General features: G+C 59.0%; 18 protein-coding genes. All 18 read right to left on the bottom strand.

Annotated elements, in window-relative coordinates:
• Positions 1–7 precede the first annotated feature (7 nt).
• A complete protein-coding gene (locus AC06G8_RS14505) occupies positions 8–481 on the bottom strand; it encodes a YaiI/YqxD family protein (RefSeq protein ID WP_447661678.1) in 474 nt (157 codons plus the stop codon).
• A 64-nt stretch (positions 482–545) separates the two neighbouring features.
• Positions 546–1,367, bottom strand: a complete 822-nt coding sequence (locus AC06G8_RS14510; RefSeq protein WP_447661460.1) for a pyruvate, water dikinase regulatory protein — start codon at positions 1,365–1,367, stop codon at positions 546–548.
• Between the two features lie 69 nt (positions 1,368–1,436).
• Complete coding sequence (gene glyS / locus AC06G8_RS14515; RefSeq protein WP_480283149.1) at positions 1,437–3,524, bottom strand: glycine--tRNA ligase subunit beta; 2,088 nt, start codon at positions 3,522–3,524, stop codon at positions 1,437–1,439.
• Positions 3,517–4,404: a glycine--tRNA ligase subunit alpha gene (glyQ, locus tag AC06G8_RS14520; protein WP_049869661.1), complete on the bottom strand. Its 888-nt coding sequence runs from the start codon at positions 4,402–4,404 to the stop codon at positions 3,517–3,519. Before glyQ ends, glyS begins: the two co-directional genes overlap by 8 nt.
• A gap of 406 nt (positions 4,405–4,810) precedes the next feature.
• Positions 4,811–4,969, bottom strand: coding sequence for a hypothetical protein (locus tag AC06G8_RS14525; protein WP_480283150.1), 159 nt, complete (start codon positions 4,967–4,969; stop codon positions 4,811–4,813).
• Between the two features lie 163 nt (positions 4,970–5,132).
• Positions 5,133–6,002, bottom strand: coding sequence for a DNA repair protein RecO (gene recO / locus AC06G8_RS14530; protein WP_480283151.1), 870 nt, complete (start codon positions 6,000–6,002; stop codon positions 5,133–5,135).
• A 97-nt stretch (positions 6,003–6,099) separates the two neighbouring features.
• The gene (locus tag AC06G8_RS14535; protein WP_480283152.1) at positions 6,100–6,267 is read right to left on the bottom strand and encodes a YqzL family protein; all 168 of its coding nucleotides are present in this window, start codon (positions 6,265–6,267) and stop codon (positions 6,100–6,102) included.
• Positions 6,268–6,375: 108 nt separating this feature from the next.
• Positions 6,376–7,317, bottom strand: a complete 942-nt coding sequence (era, locus tag AC06G8_RS14540) for a GTPase Era (RefSeq protein WP_048749906.1) — start codon at positions 7,315–7,317, stop codon at positions 6,376–6,378.
• 1 nt (position 7,318) lies between these two features.
• Positions 7,319–7,762 carry a cytidine deaminase gene (gene cdd / locus AC06G8_RS14545; RefSeq protein WP_048749905.1) on the bottom strand — a complete coding sequence of 148 codons (444 nt, stop codon included), beginning with the start codon at positions 7,760–7,762 and terminating at the stop codon, positions 7,319–7,321.
• 45 nt (positions 7,763–7,807) lie between these two features.
• Positions 7,808–8,173 carry a diacylglycerol kinase family protein gene (locus tag AC06G8_RS14550; protein WP_480283153.1) on the bottom strand — a complete coding sequence of 122 codons (366 nt, stop codon included), beginning with the start codon at positions 8,171–8,173 and terminating at the stop codon, positions 7,808–7,810.
• Between the two features lie 6 nt (positions 8,174–8,179).
• Positions 8,180–8,680: an rRNA maturation RNase YbeY gene (gene ybeY, locus AC06G8_RS14555; RefSeq protein WP_480283154.1), complete on the bottom strand. Its 501-nt coding sequence runs from the start codon at positions 8,678–8,680 to the stop codon at positions 8,180–8,182.
• Positions 8,677–10,851 (bottom strand): HD family phosphohydrolase, encoded by a 2,175-nt coding sequence (locus AC06G8_RS14560; RefSeq protein WP_480283155.1) that lies wholly within the window; start codon positions 10,849–10,851, stop codon positions 8,677–8,679. Before AC06G8_RS14560 ends, ybeY begins: the two co-directional genes overlap by 4 nt.
• 92 nt (positions 10,852–10,943) lie before the next feature.
• Positions 10,944–11,915: a PhoH family protein gene (locus AC06G8_RS14565; RefSeq protein ID WP_480283156.1), complete on the bottom strand. Its 972-nt coding sequence runs from the start codon at positions 11,913–11,915 to the stop codon at positions 10,944–10,946.
• A gap of 7 nt (positions 11,916–11,922) precedes the next feature.
• Positions 11,923–13,116 (bottom strand): sporulation protein YqfD, encoded by a 1,194-nt coding sequence (gene yqfD, locus AC06G8_RS14570; RefSeq protein WP_480283157.1) that lies wholly within the window; start codon positions 13,114–13,116, stop codon positions 11,923–11,925.
• Positions 13,113–13,406 carry a sporulation protein YqfC gene (gene yqfC / locus AC06G8_RS14575; protein WP_480285445.1) on the bottom strand — a complete coding sequence of 98 codons (294 nt, stop codon included), beginning with the start codon at positions 13,404–13,406 and terminating at the stop codon, positions 13,113–13,115. Before yqfC ends, yqfD begins: the two co-directional genes overlap by 4 nt.
• Positions 13,407–13,742: 336 nt before the next feature.
• Positions 13,743–14,387 carry a hypothetical protein gene (locus AC06G8_RS14580; protein WP_480283158.1) on the bottom strand — a complete coding sequence of 215 codons (645 nt, stop codon included), beginning with the start codon at positions 14,385–14,387 and terminating at the stop codon, positions 13,743–13,745.
• Positions 14,388–14,429: 42 nt separating this feature from the next.
• A complete protein-coding gene (gene floA, locus AC06G8_RS14585) occupies positions 14,430–15,425 on the bottom strand; it encodes a flotillin-like protein FloA (RefSeq protein WP_049867686.1) in 996 nt (331 codons plus the stop codon).
• Positions 15,426–15,438: 13 nt separating this feature from the next.
• Positions 15,439–16,284, bottom strand: a complete 846-nt coding sequence (locus AC06G8_RS14590) for an NfeD family protein (protein WP_480283159.1) — start codon at positions 16,282–16,284, stop codon at positions 15,439–15,441.
• Positions 16,285–16,462 lie beyond the last annotated feature (178 nt).

Below are 16,462 nucleotides of genomic sequence, written 5' to 3' on the forward strand. Positions count from 1 at the left end.
CTATTCGCTAGACCCTATCGTTTTCCTGCCTGTGCTCCAAAACTTTTGTCAGCTTTTGTTGAAAGCAAATTCGGTCTTCCGACGTCATGGCCTTAGGCCCTTTGGTCCTTCCGCCGCTGCGGCGAATCACGCTTTGCTCATGCCGGCGGGCCATCAGGAAGTCGATGTTCCCGTCCGTGTAGCTCTGGCCGCGAAACCCGATCACTTCGGCTCCCTTGGCCAGCGCGATAGCAGCAAGTCCAAAGTCTCCGGTAATGACGATATCTCCGCGGCGGATCCGGTTCAGGATATAAAGATCGGCGGACTGGCTGCTCCGGTCCACATGGACCACTTCCGTGCCGGGCTCCCTTTCCAAGCGATGGTCATAGGACGAGACAAGCACCACCGGCACAGATGCGGCGGCTGCCGTATCGATTATTTCCCGCTTGACCGGACAAGCATCGGCGTCGACAACGATCACAAACGGCTCGCTCAATAGGATCCTCCCGTCAACCCGTCATGCCATCGCAACTTATGCTTCCCTGGATATGATCCTTGATGAGGCTTCAGCTGCTCCGGATATGCTCCATGATGAGGCTTGCCGTTTCTTCGACCGCCCTGTGCGACACGTCGATGACAAAACAGCCGATCCGGTCCATGATCTCCTTGGCGTAGAGAAGCTCCCGCTCGATGCGCTGCGCCGTCGCATAGGAGGCGCTGTCGGGCAGGCCGAGCGCCTTGAGCCGCTCCTTGCGGATGACGTTGAGATAATGGACGTCGATCGTAAGGCCGACAATCCTCTCCTTGGGAACCGTGAACAGCTCGTCCGGCGGCTTCAGTTCCGGCACCAGCGGGACGTTGGCGACTTTGTATTTCTTGTGGGCGAGATACATGGACAACGGGGTTTTCGACGTCCGTGATACGCCTACAAGAACAATATCGGCTTTTTTGACGCCGGTTGTATCCCTCGCGTCATCATATTTGACTGCGAATTCTACCGCTTCGACCTTGCGGAAGTAATCCTCGTCAAGCACATGGTTGAGTCCGGGCTCCTGCCTGGACGGCATTCCAGTCTTCTTCTCGAGGCTGGCGACCAGCGGGCCGAGCAGATCGATCGTCTCGACTCCGCTTGTAGCTCCCAGACGGGTCATCGCTTCCCGCAAATGGGGAAGGACGAGCGTATACAGAATGATCGCTCCGTTGCCCCTGGCAAGCTCGACCACCTTGGCCAGCGACTGCTCGTCCGCCACGAACGGAGCCCGCCGGATCTGGGGCACGATAGGATGGAACTGGGCCGCTGCGGCACGGACGACGAGCTCGCCCGTATCCCCGGCGGAATCGGATACGACATATACGATCACATCGCGAATCTGAGCCGGCTGATTCATGCCGATCATACCCCCTATCCAAATATAATCCGCCTTAAGGGGTACGCCTTAAGGCGGGCCGAGAAAATGTCAGGACCAGACCAGCTTGGAGAAGTCTGCGTAGGCCGCCGCATCGCGGGCGATCTGCGACAGGAGCGCCAAGCGGTTGCGGCGGACGGCTGCGTCCTCGGCCATGACCATGACGCTGTCGAAGAACGCCGTAATCGGGCCGCGCAGTTCCGACAGACGGGCCAGAGCGCCATGGGCGTCGCCAGCTTCCATGGAAGCCGCGAACCGGGCGTGAACGCCATTGGCATGCTCGAACAGGCTGCGCTCGGCTTCCGCTTCCAGCAAGGAAGCGTCGACCGCTGCGCCCTCTTCCGCTTTGGCAGCAAGATTGGCGGTACGCGTCAAGGCGTCCACGACGCTCTTGAATTCGTCCTTGTCCGGTCCGGTCGCCAGCGCGATCAGCGCTCCCGCGCGGCTGACGGCCATGTTGAGATCGTCGAATCCGGCAGCCAGCGCCGCATCGATCACATCGTAGCGGTTGCCTTGTTCCGTAAGCACGTTCTTGAGGCGCAAGGCGAAGAAATCGTAAAGCTCTTTACGGATCTCGTCCCCGTTCCTTTTCAAGCCCCGTTCGGCATGAATATCAAGGGCGAGGCCGAACAGCTCGCCGAGGCCGACCGCCATCCGATGGCTCAGGACGATCTGGACGATGCCGGCCGCCTGGCGGCGCAGGGCGTAAGGATCCTGGGATCCTGTCGGAATGATTCCGATCGAGAAGCAGCCGACGATCGTGTCGATCTTGTCCGCCAGGCTGACGATGGCTCCCGCCAGGGAAGCCGGAGCCAGGTCGCCGGAGAAGCGGGGCTGATAATGCTCGTTGACAGCCCGGGCCACTTCTTCGCGCTCGCCGGCTTTGCGGGCGTAGTCTTCGCCCATGATGCCCTGCAGCTCGGGGAATTCATACACCATCTGCGTCACGAGGTCGAACTTGCAGATTTCAGCCACGCGTAGGGCATCGCCAGCGGCCTGCGGATCCGCCTTCAGAGCTTCGGCAATGCTTCCGGACAGCTTGACGATCCGGCGGACCTTGTCCGCCACCGTGCCGAGCTCTTCGTGATAGACGACATTCTCCAGCTTGCCGAGAGCTTCGGCGATCGGAAGCTTCTGATCTTCGTCATAGAAGAACTTCGCGTCGGACAAGCGGGCGCGGAGCACCTTCTCGTTGCCTTTGGCGACATTCACGAGCGAGACGGAATCCCCGTTGCGCACCGTCACGAAGTACGGCAGCAGCTTGCCGCTGCCGTCCAGCACCGGGAAGTACCGCTGATGCTCCCGCATCGAAGTGATCAGAACCTCCTGCGGAATTTCCAGGAAGGCGGAGTCGAACGTTCCGAACAGCACGGTCGGCGTTTCGACGAGGAACAGCACTTCCTCCAGCAGATCGTCCTTGATGGAGATCGTCCAGCCTTTTTCCGCGGCAAGCGCCTCGATCTGCTCCACGATCAGCTTCTCGCGCTCCACGATGTCGGCGATGACATGCTGGGAGCGGAGAGCGTCGATATAGCGGGATGGCTCTTCCACTGCCGTCTCGCCTCCGAGGAAGCGATGTCCGCGCGTCACATTGCCGCTGCGGACGCCGGCGATTTCCAGAGGGATGACATCGGTTCCCAGCAGCGCGATCAGCCATTTGATCGGACGCACGAACTTCAGGTCGCAGCTGCCCCAGCGCATGTTCTTGGGGAAGGTCATCGCGGCCAGAATACCGGCGAGACCTTCCGGCAGCACCGAAGCGGTGTCGGTGCCGATGCTGCTTTTGCTGGCATACACGTATTCCACTCCGGCAAGCTCCTTGAAGAACAGAGCCTCGGGCTCCACGCCCTGGCTGCGGGCGAAGCCGACGGCCGCCTTGCTCCAGTTGCCCTCGGCATCCTGGGCGATTTTGCGGGAAGGCCCTTTCACGTCCTCATGCACGTCGGCCTGCTTTTCCTCCACGCCTTCCACAAGCACGGCTAGACGCCGCGGAGTCGCGTAGGCGCGGATGTCTCCATGGCCGATTCGGGAATCGTCCAGCCATTTGGCCGTCCGGTCCTTGAGCTGGTTCACGGCTGCGCGCACGAAGCGGGCAGGCACTTCCTCAAGACCGATCTCGAACAGCAGATCCTTAGCCATTCTGCTCAGCTCCTTTCTTCAGCAAAGGGAAGCCGAGGCGTTCCCGCTCCTCCAGGTAAGTGGCCGCGCAGGTGCGGGCGAGGTTGCGGACACGCGTAATATAGCCCGTCCGTTCCGTAACGCTGATCGCGCCTCTCGCATCCAGCAGGTTGAACGCATGGGAGCATTTCAGCACATAATCGTAAGCCGGGAACACGAGATTCTGCTCCATGGCCCGGCGGGCTTCTCCTTCGTACATGGAGAACAGCTGGAACAGCATCGCCGAGTCGCTGACTTCGAACGTATATTTGGAATGCTCGTATTCAGGCTGCAGGAAGACATCGCCATAGGAGACTCCTTCTACCCATTCGAGGTCGAAAACATTTTCCTTCTCCTGGATATAGGACGCCAGGCGTTCCAGCCCGTATGTGATCTCGCCGGATACCGGGCTTGTCTCGATGCCGCCGACCTGCTGGAAATAGGTGAACTGCGTAATCTCCATGCCGTTCAGCCATACTTCCCAGCCAAGGCCCGCGCAGCCGAGAGACGGGTTCTCCCAGTTGTCCTCGACAAAGCGGATGTCGTGATGCAGCGGATCGATGCCCAGACGCTTGAGGCTCTCCAGATAAAGCTCTTGGATATTGTCCGGCGACGGCTTGAGAATGACCTGGAACTGATGATGCTGATACAGCCGATTCGGATTTTCGCCGTAACGGCCGTCAGCAGGACGCCGGGATGGCTCCACATAGGCTACATTCCACGGCTCCGGGCCGATGGAGCGCAGGAAAGTCATCGGATTCATCGTTCCGGCGCCCTTCTCCACGTCGTATGGCTGGACCAGAATGCAGTTCTGTTCCGCCCAGAATTGCTGCAGCGTAAGAATCATGCCTTGAAAATTCATCATATGCACTCTCCTTCAAGTGGGATGGAATCCCGGATAAATGGATCCGGGGATGCCGTCAGATGGAAGGGAGAGGGGCTGTATTTGCACGCAAAAAACCCTCGCCTCCTACGTCTGACGCACAGACGTAGGGACGAGAGTCTGCTCCCGCGGTTCCACCCTACTTGGCTTCTTCCGGCTGACCGCCGTTCGAAAGCCCTCTTTCCTGAACAACACGCACTCCGGAGCGCCTGTCATCTGCATCGTCCGTCCGGGCTTGCACTGCCCCCGGCTCGCTGATCGGATCTGCCGCAGACTACCTTCTCCATCATAGTCCGTTATACATATTGACTCATTGTATTATTCAGGAACGGGTTTGTCAACTCCCGGGCTCAGCCTCATGAAGGAATCCATGTTCCCGACAAGTTCAGGACTGCTTGTCTGCCGGAGCAGGCTTGCTGCTGCCTTCCGCTTGAGGATCTATGTTCTGCCCCTGCTCGATTTTTCGTGTCTGCTCCGGAGAATTGTTCTCCGGGTTCTGCTTGTCCCGCTCATCGGGATTTCCTGCATTGATATTATCTGCCATGCCGGCCACTCTCCTTGAACGTTGATTGTCCCGTTTGCGGCCATCAACGGCCTCGGGTAAAGATGCTTTACCCTATCGAGAAAAGGTTCAAGCAGTCTTGAAGGAGGCATGAGAGCTCAATCAATCATCATTCTGCAGCAAGCCGCGCATCATTATCCGGCCATCAAGTTGCAGCGTCCTCCGGGTCCGCCGCTTCCTCGCGGCCGGACGGCGCTGCCTCCGAGAGACTATCCTCAGCAGACTCGGCCGCCGGCAGCCGCCGGCGCGGAACGGCCTGCGCCGCCGGATCCGGAGCGAACCGCTCCAGTGAATCCAGGAATGAACGCGATTTCAGCCGAAGATCGAGATGAGTGTCCATCAGAGCGCGCAGCGCCGTCTTCAGCTGCTTGCTCGTCTCGGGACGAACCTGGATATTGCCCAGCCTGCGCATGTCGAGAGCCGACAGTACCCGGAGCAGCCGCAGCGTCCCTTCCTCGAGCGGAATCGCGCGCGGGTCCCTCCCGTGGCAGCGGCGGCAAAGGATTCCGCCTCCTTCCGCGCTCAGCCGGAAAGGCCCCTGATCCGATCCGCAATTAATGCACTCGAACAGCTGCGGGCCGTATCCGGCGGCTTCGAGAATCTTCATTTCAAACAGATGAATGACGACCGCAGGATCCTTCCCTTCCCGAAGCCCTTCGTAGCAGGCCTTGAGCTGATAGAACAGATAGGCTCCCGCCTCTTCGTCGTGGAAGGCTCTGTCGCACAGCTCGGCCGCATAGGCGGCATAAGCCGACAAATCCAGATCCTCGCGAAGCCGATGGTTCGATTCCATGATCTCTCCGGCATTCAACGTTCCCAATCCTGCATTGCGAAAAAAAACGAATTCTCCATATGTAAACGGCTGCACGAGCGACGTATGCCGGCTTCTGACCTTTTTCGCTCCCCTCGCCATGACTCCGACCTTGCCGACCGTATCCGTCAGCAGCGTCACGATTTTGTTGCCTTCCCCGTAATCCGTGCTGCGGATCACAATCCCTTCGACTCGGTACAGCATGGACACCATCCCCTTTCGCCCATCGGAGGGAATCCTCGGACTCTCCGCATGCAAAAGGTCCGGAGCGCCCGCTCCGGACCTGCTATGCTGCCAGGAATCAGAAGTAGGCAGCCTGCTCCGCCTCTCCCGTTTCTTCGGCAGCTTCCGCCGCGGCGGCCATGCCGGCTGTGCCGGCTGCCTCGCGAAGCTGATCCACTTCCTTGTAAAGCAGAAATGACTCTACATCACCGGTCCGCGTAAAATAGGTCCACGAAAAATCCCGCATGAAGCAACACCCTTTCGCCTCTCGAAGTGGAAAACGCCCCCGCAGGCGTCGTCCTCTTTAGAATGCGATAAAGGAGCGTCGGCTATGCTGACAATTCCATGCAGGAACTCATTCGCTGCGATAGCCGAGGTCCTTGAGCACGCGGTCCTGATTGCGCCAGTCCTTCTTGACCTTGACCCACAGCTCCAGGAACACCTTGGATCCGAGCAGCGCTTCGATATCCCGGCGCGCACGCTTGCCGACTTCCTTCAGCATCGCGCCTTGCTTGCCGATAATGATGCCTTTCTGCGAATCCCGCTCGACGAAGATGACCGCTCCGATCTGAACGACGCCGTTTTCCTGGACTTTCATGTCCTCGATCGTGACGGCGATGGAATGCGGCACTTCTTCGCGCGTCATCTGAAGAATCTTCTCGCGCACCATTTCGGCGCAGACGAACTGCTCCGGATGGTCGGTCACCTGATCGGCGGGATAATATTGCGGTCCCTCCGGCAAATAGCGCTCCAGCTGCTCCAGGAGCCGGTCGACGTTGCTGCCCTGAAGCGCGGAGATCGGAACGATCTCGGCAAAATCGTACAGGTCCTTGTACTGGACGATCGTCTCAAGCAGCTTTTCCGGCTCGACCTTGTCGATCTTGTTCAAGATCAGGAATACCGGCGTTTTGACCGATTTCAGCCGTTCGATGATGAAACGGTCGCCCCCGCCGATTCCTTCGGACACGTCGATCAGGAACAGGACCGCCTCGACCTCGGACAGCGCTCCTTCGGCTGCCTTGATCATATAGTCGCCAAGCTTGGACTGCGGCTTATGGATGCCTGGAGTGTCCAGGAATACGATCTGGGAGCCTTCGCGAGTCAGTACGCCATGGATCTTGTTGCGCGTCGTCTGAGGCTTATCCGACATGATCGCGATTTTTTGTCCGATCATATGGTTCATGAGAGTCGATTTGCCGACATTCGGGCGGCCTACGATCGCGACGAACCCCGAGCGGAATCCTTTATTTCCCTTGCCCGTGCTATCGGGACCTTTGCCTGCTGCTCCACCTGCCATCTTAGTTGTCCTCCTTCTTGTTCCGGCTCTCTTCCAGAGAGAATGCGCCGGGCAGAAGCTCGGCAACCGTCATGACACTTCTGGAGCCGGACAGATTGGTCATGATGACCGGCATGTCCGGAGCGCACAGCTCCGACAGCACTTGGCGGCATACGCCGCATGGCGAGATCGGTCCCGGCGTATCGCCGATGACAAGAATCGCTTTGAAGCTTTTCGGCGCGCAGCCGTCGGCGACGGCGCGGAACAATGCGGTGCGCTCCGCGCAGTTGCCGGGGCTGTAGGCGCCATTTTCAATGTTGCAGCCCAGATGGATATGGCCATGCTCATCGAGCAAGGCGGCTCCGACCTGAAAATGGGAATAAGGTACGTATGCCCTGCTCATCGCTTCGCGCGCCGATTCGTACAGCTGCTCACTCAGTTGCTCAATTACCGGATCTGCCTTCATCTAGCTTCCTAGTCTCCTTGTGGGGGTATATAACCCCGGTTCTTCTTATCCAGCGAGCAGCCGCCACAACGGCGGCCCCATGATGATGATGCCGATCGCCGCAGCTCCTGCCGCGCAGACCAGCACCGCGCCGGATGCCGTATCCTTCGCCAGCTTGGCCAGCGGATGAAGCTCGCCTCCGCAAGCCAGATCGACCGCCCTCTCGATGGCGGTATTGACAAGCTCCGCTGCCAGCACGAGAGCGGATGCCAGCAGCAGCAGCGCCCACTCCGTCCGCTTAAGTCCAAGGCATGAAGCCAAGGCCATGGCCAACACGAACAAGACGAGATGCGCTCTCATGTGACGTTCGGTGCGAACCGCATGGCCGATGCCCGATCCCGCGAGCCCCAGGCTGGCAAGAAAGCGTCTCATGTCCTTCTACGCCCGGGGGAGGCCGGCCTTCTGCAGGACGGCTTCCTGCTTGGCCGTCATGACCGCCTCCGCTTCTTCATCCTGATGGTCGTATCCGATCAGGTGAAGGAAGCCATGCACGAACAGGAAGCCGATCTCCCTTTCCAGGGAATGTCCGTATTCCTCCGCCTGGCTTCGAGCCGTTTCGATGGATATCACGATATCGCCAAGCGTGTCCGGGTAAGGCAGCGGCTCGCTCTCGTCCTCGACCTCGAACAGAATCTCCGGCTCGTCCTCCCCGTCCTCCTGCATCGCGAAGCTCAGAACGTCCGTCGGGCGGTCGATGCCGCGGTATTCCTTGTTGAGCTCGTGAATGCGGGCGTTGTCCACGAACGTGACGACAACCTCGCCCTCCGTCATGCCTTCGGCTTCTCCTGCAAGCTGCAGCAGCTGCTCCAGCCTCTGCCCCCACTCGGCGGGGATGTCGAATGCTTCCTGCTCGCTGCTCCATTCCAATTTCAGACTCATGCCAGCTTCTCCTTTGGTTTCACGTCTTCCGGGTATTCAATCCGCGAGTGGAAGATGCCGATGACAGCTTCCTTCAGCGTCTGGGCGATCCGGTCCAGCTCCTTGAGCGTCAGGTCGCATTCATTGAACTGGTTGTCGTCCAGCCGGCTCATGATGATTTTGTGGATCATCGACTCGATGTTCTCCATGGTCGGGTTGCGCAGGCTCCGGACGGCAGCCTCCACGCAGTCGGCAATGCCGACGATCGCGGCTTCCTTGGACTGCGCCTTCGGCCCCGGATAACGGAAATCATCCTCCGTGAAGGCGATTTCCTTTCCTTCCGCCTCCGCTTCCTTGACCGCCTTGAAATAAAAGAATTTCAGCGACGTCGTGCCGTGATGCTGCTCCGCGATATCGCGGATCGGCTTCGGCATGTTGTGCGCCTTCAGCATTTCCACTCCGTCTCTGGCATGCGCCGTTATGATCGACTTGCTCAGCTTCGGATCGATCGAATCATGCGGATTGTCGATGTTCGTCTGATTCTCGATGAAATAGTTGGGCCGCTTGGTCTTGCCGATGTCGTGATAGAACGACCCTACTCGGCATAACAGCCCGTCTGCCCCGATCGCCTCCGCCGCCGCCTCCGACAGATTGCCGACCATTACGCTGTGATGGTACGTTCCCGGAGTCTCCGTCAGCAGCTTGCGGAGCAGCGGATGGTTCGGATTCGAGAGCTCCACGAGCTTCAGCGCGGACAGGATGCCGAACGTAAGCTCGAAGAACGGCATCAGCCCGATGACGAGCACGGCGGTGACGAGTCCGCTCCCGAAAGCGAAGCCGAGCGAATACAGGATGTCCTTCCGCTCGGGCAGATCGCCGAGCAGGAGGATCGCCAGTACCGAGACGGTTCCGAACAGGCTCGCCATGATGCCCGCCTTCAGAATCGTCGAGCGCTGGCTCGCGCGGTGAACGCTGAAGATCGCGCTGAACGAGACGACGCTGATGACGAAGCCGTACCGGAAGTCGAACAAAGTGTTCTGGTCGGCATTGAAGATGACGCTGCCCATGATGGCGAACAGGAACGAGCTGACGATCGCAAGCTGCTTGTCAAGCAGCAGCGTGATGAGCATCGTGCCGACGGCTGCCGGAGCGATATAGGCCGCGTAAGGCATGGAAGCCGACTGTATAAGCCCCGCAGCCTGCATCAAGGCAAGGTTGAGCAGATTGATCAGCCACAGCATGAATAAATGCATATTGTTGTAGCGAGGCTTCACCCCGCTGATGCTGCCGGACTGCTGCAAGTAAACCATGATCATGAGCACGAACAGGACGCTCGCCAGCAAAAGTCCAAGCTGCGGCCAGTAGGTGCGCTGCCCGCCGAGCATGCCCGCTCCCGCCAGCATCTCGTATTTCTCCTTGCCCACGACCTCGCCTTTCTTGACGATGATGCCGCCTTCCTTGATCATGACGGGGGTCGTATTCTCCCGCGCGAGATTCCTTGTTTCCTCGGTCGCCGCATTGTCCGGGAACTTGTTCGGCATGAGCGACATGCGGGCGAGCTCCTGCACGATCTCGCGGGTCGTCCGCTGCGTGAGCGAGCTGGCGTTCACGAGCTCGGCCACCTTGGCGCGCGCCGTCTCGGCTTCCCGGATCGGATCGGCCGACAGCTTGCGGACGACGGTCACTCCGACCTGCCTCATCTCCGCGATCTGGGCCGAAGTCAGGCTTGGAAGCTTGTAGAACACTTCGGCAGGGACGGCGTAGCCTTGCGCCTTGGCGGCTTTGGCCATCTCCTCAAGCAGCGTATCGCTGATTCCCGGCTTGCCTTGGTTCAGGCGGCTGAACTCGTCCAAGTATTCGTTATAATAACTCGGGATCTCGCTGCGGTAGATGTCGATCTTGTTGCTTTCGGTGACGCCCTCATCCTGATTCAGCAGCTCGATCCGGTTGAACACCCGGTTCAGAATGGAATCCGGCTTGAGCGGCAGCGAGCTGGAGATCGGCTCCACCGACTCGGCGGCTTGCTCCTGCGCCCGTTTCGTGGCGATCTTGTCCTCCACGGCTTTGGAAGCGACAATGTCGCGGTCGCTCGCTTGATCCAGGGTGATGTTGTACGTCTCCGGAACAAGATGCGGGGACAAGTTGAAGTAGAACAGCAGCACGAACAAAATGCAGAGCCCGATTCGAATCACTGGGCTCTGCTTCCATTTATAGATCCATGAAGGCTGTTCAGCCGCACTCCGGCTGTCTTCCCTTTTCCGGTCCATGCCGCCAACAGTCCTCTCTATGCTTGGATTTCAGCATCCTCATTGTAGGCCATGATGATTTTCTGCACAAGGGAATGCCGCACGACATCCTGCTCCACGAATTGGATGAAGCCGATCTCCGGAATGTCCGTAAGGATGCGCTGCGCTTCCTTGAGACCGGATTTCTTGCCTCTCGGAAGGTCGATCTGGGTGACGTCGCCCGTTATGATCATCTTGGATCCGAAGCCAAGCCGCGTCAGAAACATCTTCATCTGCTCGGGAGTCGTGTTCTGGGCCTCGTCCAGAATGATGTAGGAATCGTCCAGAGTCCGTCCGCGCATATAAGCGAGCGGCGCGATCTCGATGATTCCCCGCTCGAACGCCTTGGCGGTCGCCTCCGGCCCCATGACGTCATGCAGAGCGTCGTAGAGCGGGCGCAAGTACGGGTCCACCTTCTCCTGCAGGTCGCCAGGAAGGAACCCGAGATTCTCGCCCGCCTCGACGGCAGGACGGGTAAGCAGAATTCTCTTGACCGCGCCTTCCTTCAGCGCAGCGACAGCCATGACGACAGCCAGGTAGGTTTTGCCCGTACCGGCCGGTCCGATGCCGAACACGACGTCCTTGGCCTTGATCATCTTGACATAATGGCGCTGCCCCAAAGTCTTGACGCGAATCGGCTTGCCGCGGAAAGTCGTCGTCAGCTCCGTCTTGAACAAATCAAGCAGCTGGTCGGCTTCCAACGTGCGGGACAATTCGAATGCGTACATGATATCTCTCTCGCTCGGGGTGTAGCCCCCTCGTATGAGCTGAAGCAGGACGGAATAGAGCTGCTCCAGGGAATCGACCTCTTCGGCCGGTCCGCTGATGACGACTTCAGCATCGCGGGACCGGACCTGCGAGGAGGTCAGAGCTTCAATCATTCTCAAATAATGATCGCGGGGGCCGAACAAAGCAAGCCCTTCCGCAGCGTTGTCAAGCACAATCTTGGCGGTTTTCGTCTCAGTTGGCAAGCGTTCCTCATTCTCCTTGCATCTGAACTAGTGGCATTTCCTTCACGATCGATTGGTCCACTTCCAACAGAACTTTCATATAAACTTTACCATTGTCCGTCTTCTCATGCAAAATTTTTTGCTCCTTCACGACAGCATCCGCCCCCGCCTTCGACATCAGATCCGCTTTTGCTCTCTCTATGCCCGCTTGCACGGCCTCCTCGCGGGTGAGCGTCTTCTCTTCCACCCGGGTTTCCATGACCGTCTCCTTGAGCCGCCCTGCCGGCAGCCTCAGTCCCCGCCAGCCCAGATTCTCCAGCTTCTCCTGCGTCTGCGAATGGGCAAAGGGGCTGCTTCCGAACCCGCTGACCTGCAGCGCCCTGCCGAACAGGACAACCGACCATTTTGTCTTGCTCTCCCCGGTATATACGTTGGTCTGGATGATTAGCGGAGAAACAATCGTATATTCGTGCCAGACGAGGCCGCGCACCTCTCCATCGGCAACGACGGTAGCCGTATTGGGCGGTTCTCCGATCGTGCCGGAAATCAAGGTCTGGCCCTTCTTCACCTTGGAGTTGACTCGGACGACCGGCCTTCCCTTATCGGCGATGATGCGCGTCACGACCGCATCCGAAGAGGCGATGATATGGCGCGGGCTGTTCAGCTTGGCGGCATCCGGCCGCTTGGACTCCACCACCTGGAAGATGATTCTTGTCCCTTTTTTCTCCACGCCGATCCATGCCGCATCCGGCAATCGCGCCGACAGCTTGGCGGCCAGCAGGCTGGGCTCGGGAAGCTTCCAGGACCATTGGAACGGATACACCCCCTCCGCCTTCGCTGCGGCAAGCAGATCCTCTTGCTTGATCCGCTCCGTCCCCCGCACTTCGATGGTCCATACCAGAGAAGAGAGCAGGAACATCGTCGCGAAAAAGAGGACGATGCCGGCCGCAAAAAACTTGCGCTTCGCCGCTTTGCGCAGCCAGAACGGCAGCCCCCGCCGCTGCGTCACATGAATCCGGCAGCCCGTCCGCTTCAAATACGGCTTAAGCCGGAAGAAGTCCGGCACCTGCACGGCGAACTCCATCTCCTCCGGGCTTGTCCGCCGGATCGACCACAGGGCGAGCCCGTCCTTCAAGCAGTCGTTGACCAGCTCTTCCTGGGCGCCACCGCGCAGCCGCACCGTGACGATTCCCCGCAGCCGCGGCAACCATCCCTCATTCATCGTTTTCCCTCCCCGTCCTTCAGATTAACGGAAGTGATTCGGCCCTCGATGAACACCTCTTCCGTCCAGATCGTACGGATGATGAGATCCATCCCGTTGACTTCGAGCTCTCCCTTGCTGAGCTTGAGCCTTAGCTGCTCCGACGAGAAATGAAGCACGCCACGGTGGTTTTCAATATAAAGCTGACGGTCCCCGATCATGATCATCCGGGGAAGATCATAGGCCACATCCTGGGGCAGATCGAGGATATCGGCCGTCCATTTGCGCATTCTTCGGCTCAGCTTGCCCATTGAGGTGTCCATTCTCCCTCCGTACAGCTTTTCTCTGCAAGCGCAGCTGCTCCGCCGCCAGGAATGAGGGCTGAGAGCCGGCGCTTCGCGAAGAAAGAACAGAATACATCCATCCGCTGTCTATTCTTCTTAGAAAGTATGCAGGGAGAGGACCGATTATGAACGGATGAAAGCGGCTTGGAGGCATATTGCCGGATCATGCGGAGGCCAGGGCGGCGCATCTCACGAGCTTCACTCAGGAACCATTCGATGCCCTCATCCCTTATCCATGACAAAAAGGCCGCAGCATGGACGATTTCCATGCTGCGGCCTTAGGCAAGGCATCAAGCTGAACGGCTAGCGGCGGTAAGGCTTGCGGGAGCGCGGCGGACCGATGATTTCGGCCCACAGCACCGCCTTCCTTATATCCTCGCCTGTCAGGTCGGAAGCGCGCGCGGCTTCAGCCTCCGGGGGCGAAGGCTGCGTCTGGCGCAGCGGCTGACGAACGGAGCTGTCCATGCTCCGGCTGTCGAACTCGCCTCTGCGTCCAGACGGCAATGCTTCGGGAAAAGCGGGAGCATCTGTCCAGGGCTCCGCCCATTCGGACGATCTCCCTTCGCCGCCGCTCGTGCCCTCACCGCCGCTCAAGCCTTCCTCGGAAGGCTCCATGGAGCCCGTACGGCGATCTGCCGTACGTCCGAGCGGACCGGCGGACGATGGACGTGCGGGAACTGAAGGCGGACGGGCCAGCCCAGGCACGGGTTGTTCCGGACGCTGTGCCGGGACTTCGGTGCGCTGCGGAGGACTCGATGTGCGCTGCGGCATGCCGCCCCCTCCGAAATCAGGCATTCCTGACGGCCGCCGCTGCGGGCCGGGACTAGGCCCGGCCCCTGGCTTCGCCATTTTGCTGAAAATCGACCAGATGACGCCGCCGACAATAAAGACCACATAAATATGCTCTACGATAAAACGGATCAAAGCTTCGATCGGATTGTTGTCCATGGGCAGTTACCCACCTCCTCTGGAAGCAAAGCCGGCATGGGATCAGCGGTCCTGCTTGCCGTCGCCCGCTCCGCCTTCCGGTTTTGCGATGCTGCCTCTCATCTGGGTATCCGCTTCGATATTTTTGAGGTTCATGTAATCCATCACGCCGATTTTGCCGGACTTGAGGGCATCGGCCATGGCCAGCGGAACCTGTGATTCGGATTCCACGACGCGGGCTCTCATCTCGACGACCTTCGCCCTCATTTCCTGCTCCTGGGCAACAGCCATGGCGCGGCGTTCCTCCGCCTTCGCCTGGGCGATGCGCTTGTCGGCTTCCGCTTGCTCGGTCTGCAGGTTCGCGCCGATGTTCTTGCCTACGTCGACGTCCGCGATATCGATCGACAGAATTTCAAAAGCCGTTCCGGCATCAAGGCCTTTGCCGAGCACGGTGCGGGAAATAAGATCCGGATTCTCCAATACGTCCTTATGGGAATTCGAGGAGCCTACGGTCGTAACGATGCCCTCGCCGACACGGGCGATGATCGTCTCTTCGCCGGCGCCGCCGACGAGGCGCTCGATGTTGGCGCGCACCGTTACGCGGGCTTTGACTTTCACTTCGATGCCGTCCTTGGCGACGGCAGCGACGGTAGGCGTTTCAATGACCTTCGGATTGACGCTCATCTGAACGGCGAGCAGCACATCGCGGCCGGCCAGATCGATGGCGGCGGCGCGGGCGAATTCAAGCTCGATATTGGCGCGCTGCGCGGCAATCAGGGCATTGACGACACGGTCGACGTTGCCCCCGGCCAAATAATGGCTCTCGAGCTGATTGATCGACAGGCCGAGACCGGCCTTCGTCGCCTTGATCATCGGATTGACGATCCGGCTTGGCGTTACGCGGCGCAAGCGCATCGCGAACAGCGTAAGGATCGAGATCCGTACGCCCGAAGCGAGCGCGGAGATCCAAAGCATGACGGGAAAGAAACTCAGAAACAATGCGATGACGACAATAACCACAATTGCGGCGATTACATACCCTACGGAACTATAGTCCATTCCATCGACTCCTTTATTGGTCGTTATTCGTTGATTCCTTGACGATGACGCGGGTGCCTTCTACCCGAGATACCAGAACCGCGGCGTGCTGGGCGATGAACTCGCCGGAAGTCACGACATCGATTCTTTCCCCGCCGATCTCCACGATTCCTGCCGGACGAAGCGGAGTAATGGTGATGCCGCGCTGTCCCAGCAGCTGCTCCTTGGAAGCGGCGGGCAAAAACCCTTCCTCGGATGTAAGTCTGTCCCGGAGAACAAACCGGTTCCATATGCCTCGGTCCCTGAAACGCCGCGCTACAGCGGTTACAACAATGACCGCCAAGGCAAGCGCGGTGAGCATGCAGACGACCGCAGTGAAGCTGTCCTCGAAGCTCATCAGAACCGCTCGGAACAAAGCCAACGCTCCCAGTATGCCCAAGATGCCGAAGCTCGGCACGAACAGCTCGAGCACCAGCAGCAGCACGCCTAAAACAAAGAAGAAGACGTCATAGCCGTTGCTGTATCCCGCCTGATGGGCACCAAGGAAAAAGAGTCCGAATGCCGCGATGCCGATCAGGCCCGGAGCAGCGAAGCCGGACAGCAGCAGCGCCAGCATCGTGCCGGCAAAACCGATGAAGAGCAGGATCGCCGCCACCGTAGGATTGGACAGCCAGCTGCCTGCCGATTCCGCTTGGGCAGTCAGCAGCATGCCGGATTCCGACGCAAACCCTTGGGACGGCAGCAAAAGCAGCCCTGCCGCAGTTAAAGCCATCATTTTCATGAGCCTGAAGAAATGAAATTGGCCGGAATCCGCTGTCGGCTTCTTTTCGGCAAAGTACCTTGATCCGATCGCCAGCCCTGCTTTTTTTCCTATTTCCACTGAAACACCCCCTTGTTTCAATTGGTAAACCTTTTATTCGTATACCTTTCATACGTCGGCCGAATGCGGATGGTTTCGCTTAAATAGGGCGCAAATCCCGCTATAAGTAGCTGTATGGCCTGCATGAGTCCCGCATGACAAGCATTTCCCGTTTAAACCAAAAAACACTCCCCGGGAG

The organism is Paenibacillus sp. SJS-P3 (assembly GCF_056711585.1).

What these genes read in the sequence shown, in the direction of transcription:
- AC06G8_RS14510 (WP_447661460.1), bottom strand. Translation starts at nt 1,367, where the DNA reads ATGAATCAGCCGGCTCAGATTCGCGATGTGATCGTATATGTCGTATCC.
- glyS (WP_480283149.1), bottom strand. Translation starts at nt 3,524, where the DNA reads ATGGCTAAGGATCTGCTGTTCGAGATCGGTCTTGAGGAAGTGCCTGCC.
- glyQ (WP_049869661.1), bottom strand. Translation starts at nt 4,404, where the DNA reads ATGAATTTTCAAGGCATGATTCTTACGCTGCAGCAATTCTGGGCGGAA.
- AC06G8_RS14525 (WP_480283150.1), bottom strand. Translation starts at nt 4,969, where the DNA reads ATGGCAGATAATATCAATGCAGGAAATCCCGATGAGCGGGACAAGCAG.
- recO (WP_480283151.1), bottom strand. Translation starts at nt 6,002, where the DNA reads ATGCTGTACCGAGTCGAAGGGATTGTGATCCGCAGCACGGATTACGGG.
- AC06G8_RS14535 (WP_480283152.1), bottom strand. Translation starts at nt 6,267, where the DNA reads ATGCGGGATTTTTCGTGGACCTATTTTACGCGGACCGGTGATGTAGAG.
- era (WP_048749906.1), bottom strand. Translation starts at nt 7,317, where the DNA reads ATGGCAGGTGGAGCAGCAGGCAAAGGTCCCGATAGCACGGGCAAGGGA.
- cdd (WP_048749905.1), bottom strand. Translation starts at nt 7,762, where the DNA reads ATGAAGGCAGATCCGGTAATTGAGCAACTGAGTGAGCAGCTGTACGAA.
- AC06G8_RS14550 (WP_480283153.1), bottom strand. Translation starts at nt 8,173, where the DNA reads ATGAGACGCTTTCTTGCCAGCCTGGGGCTCGCGGGATCGGGCATCGGC.
- ybeY (WP_480283154.1), bottom strand. Translation starts at nt 8,680, where the DNA reads ATGAGTCTGAAATTGGAATGGAGCAGCGAGCAGGAAGCATTCGACATC.
- yqfD (WP_480283157.1), bottom strand. Translation starts at nt 13,116, where the DNA reads ATGAATGAGGGATGGTTGCCGCGGCTGCGGGGAATCGTCACGGTGCGG.
- yqfC (WP_480285445.1), bottom strand. Translation starts at nt 13,406, where the DNA reads ATGGGCAAGCTGAGCCGAAGAATGCGCAAATGGACGGCCGATATCCTC.
- AC06G8_RS14580 (WP_480283158.1), bottom strand. Translation starts at nt 14,387, where the DNA reads ATGGACAACAATCCGATCGAAGCTTTGATCCGTTTTATCGTAGAGCAT.
- floA (WP_049867686.1), bottom strand. Translation starts at nt 15,425, where the DNA reads ATGGACTATAGTTCCGTAGGGTATGTAATCGCCGCAATTGTGGTTATT.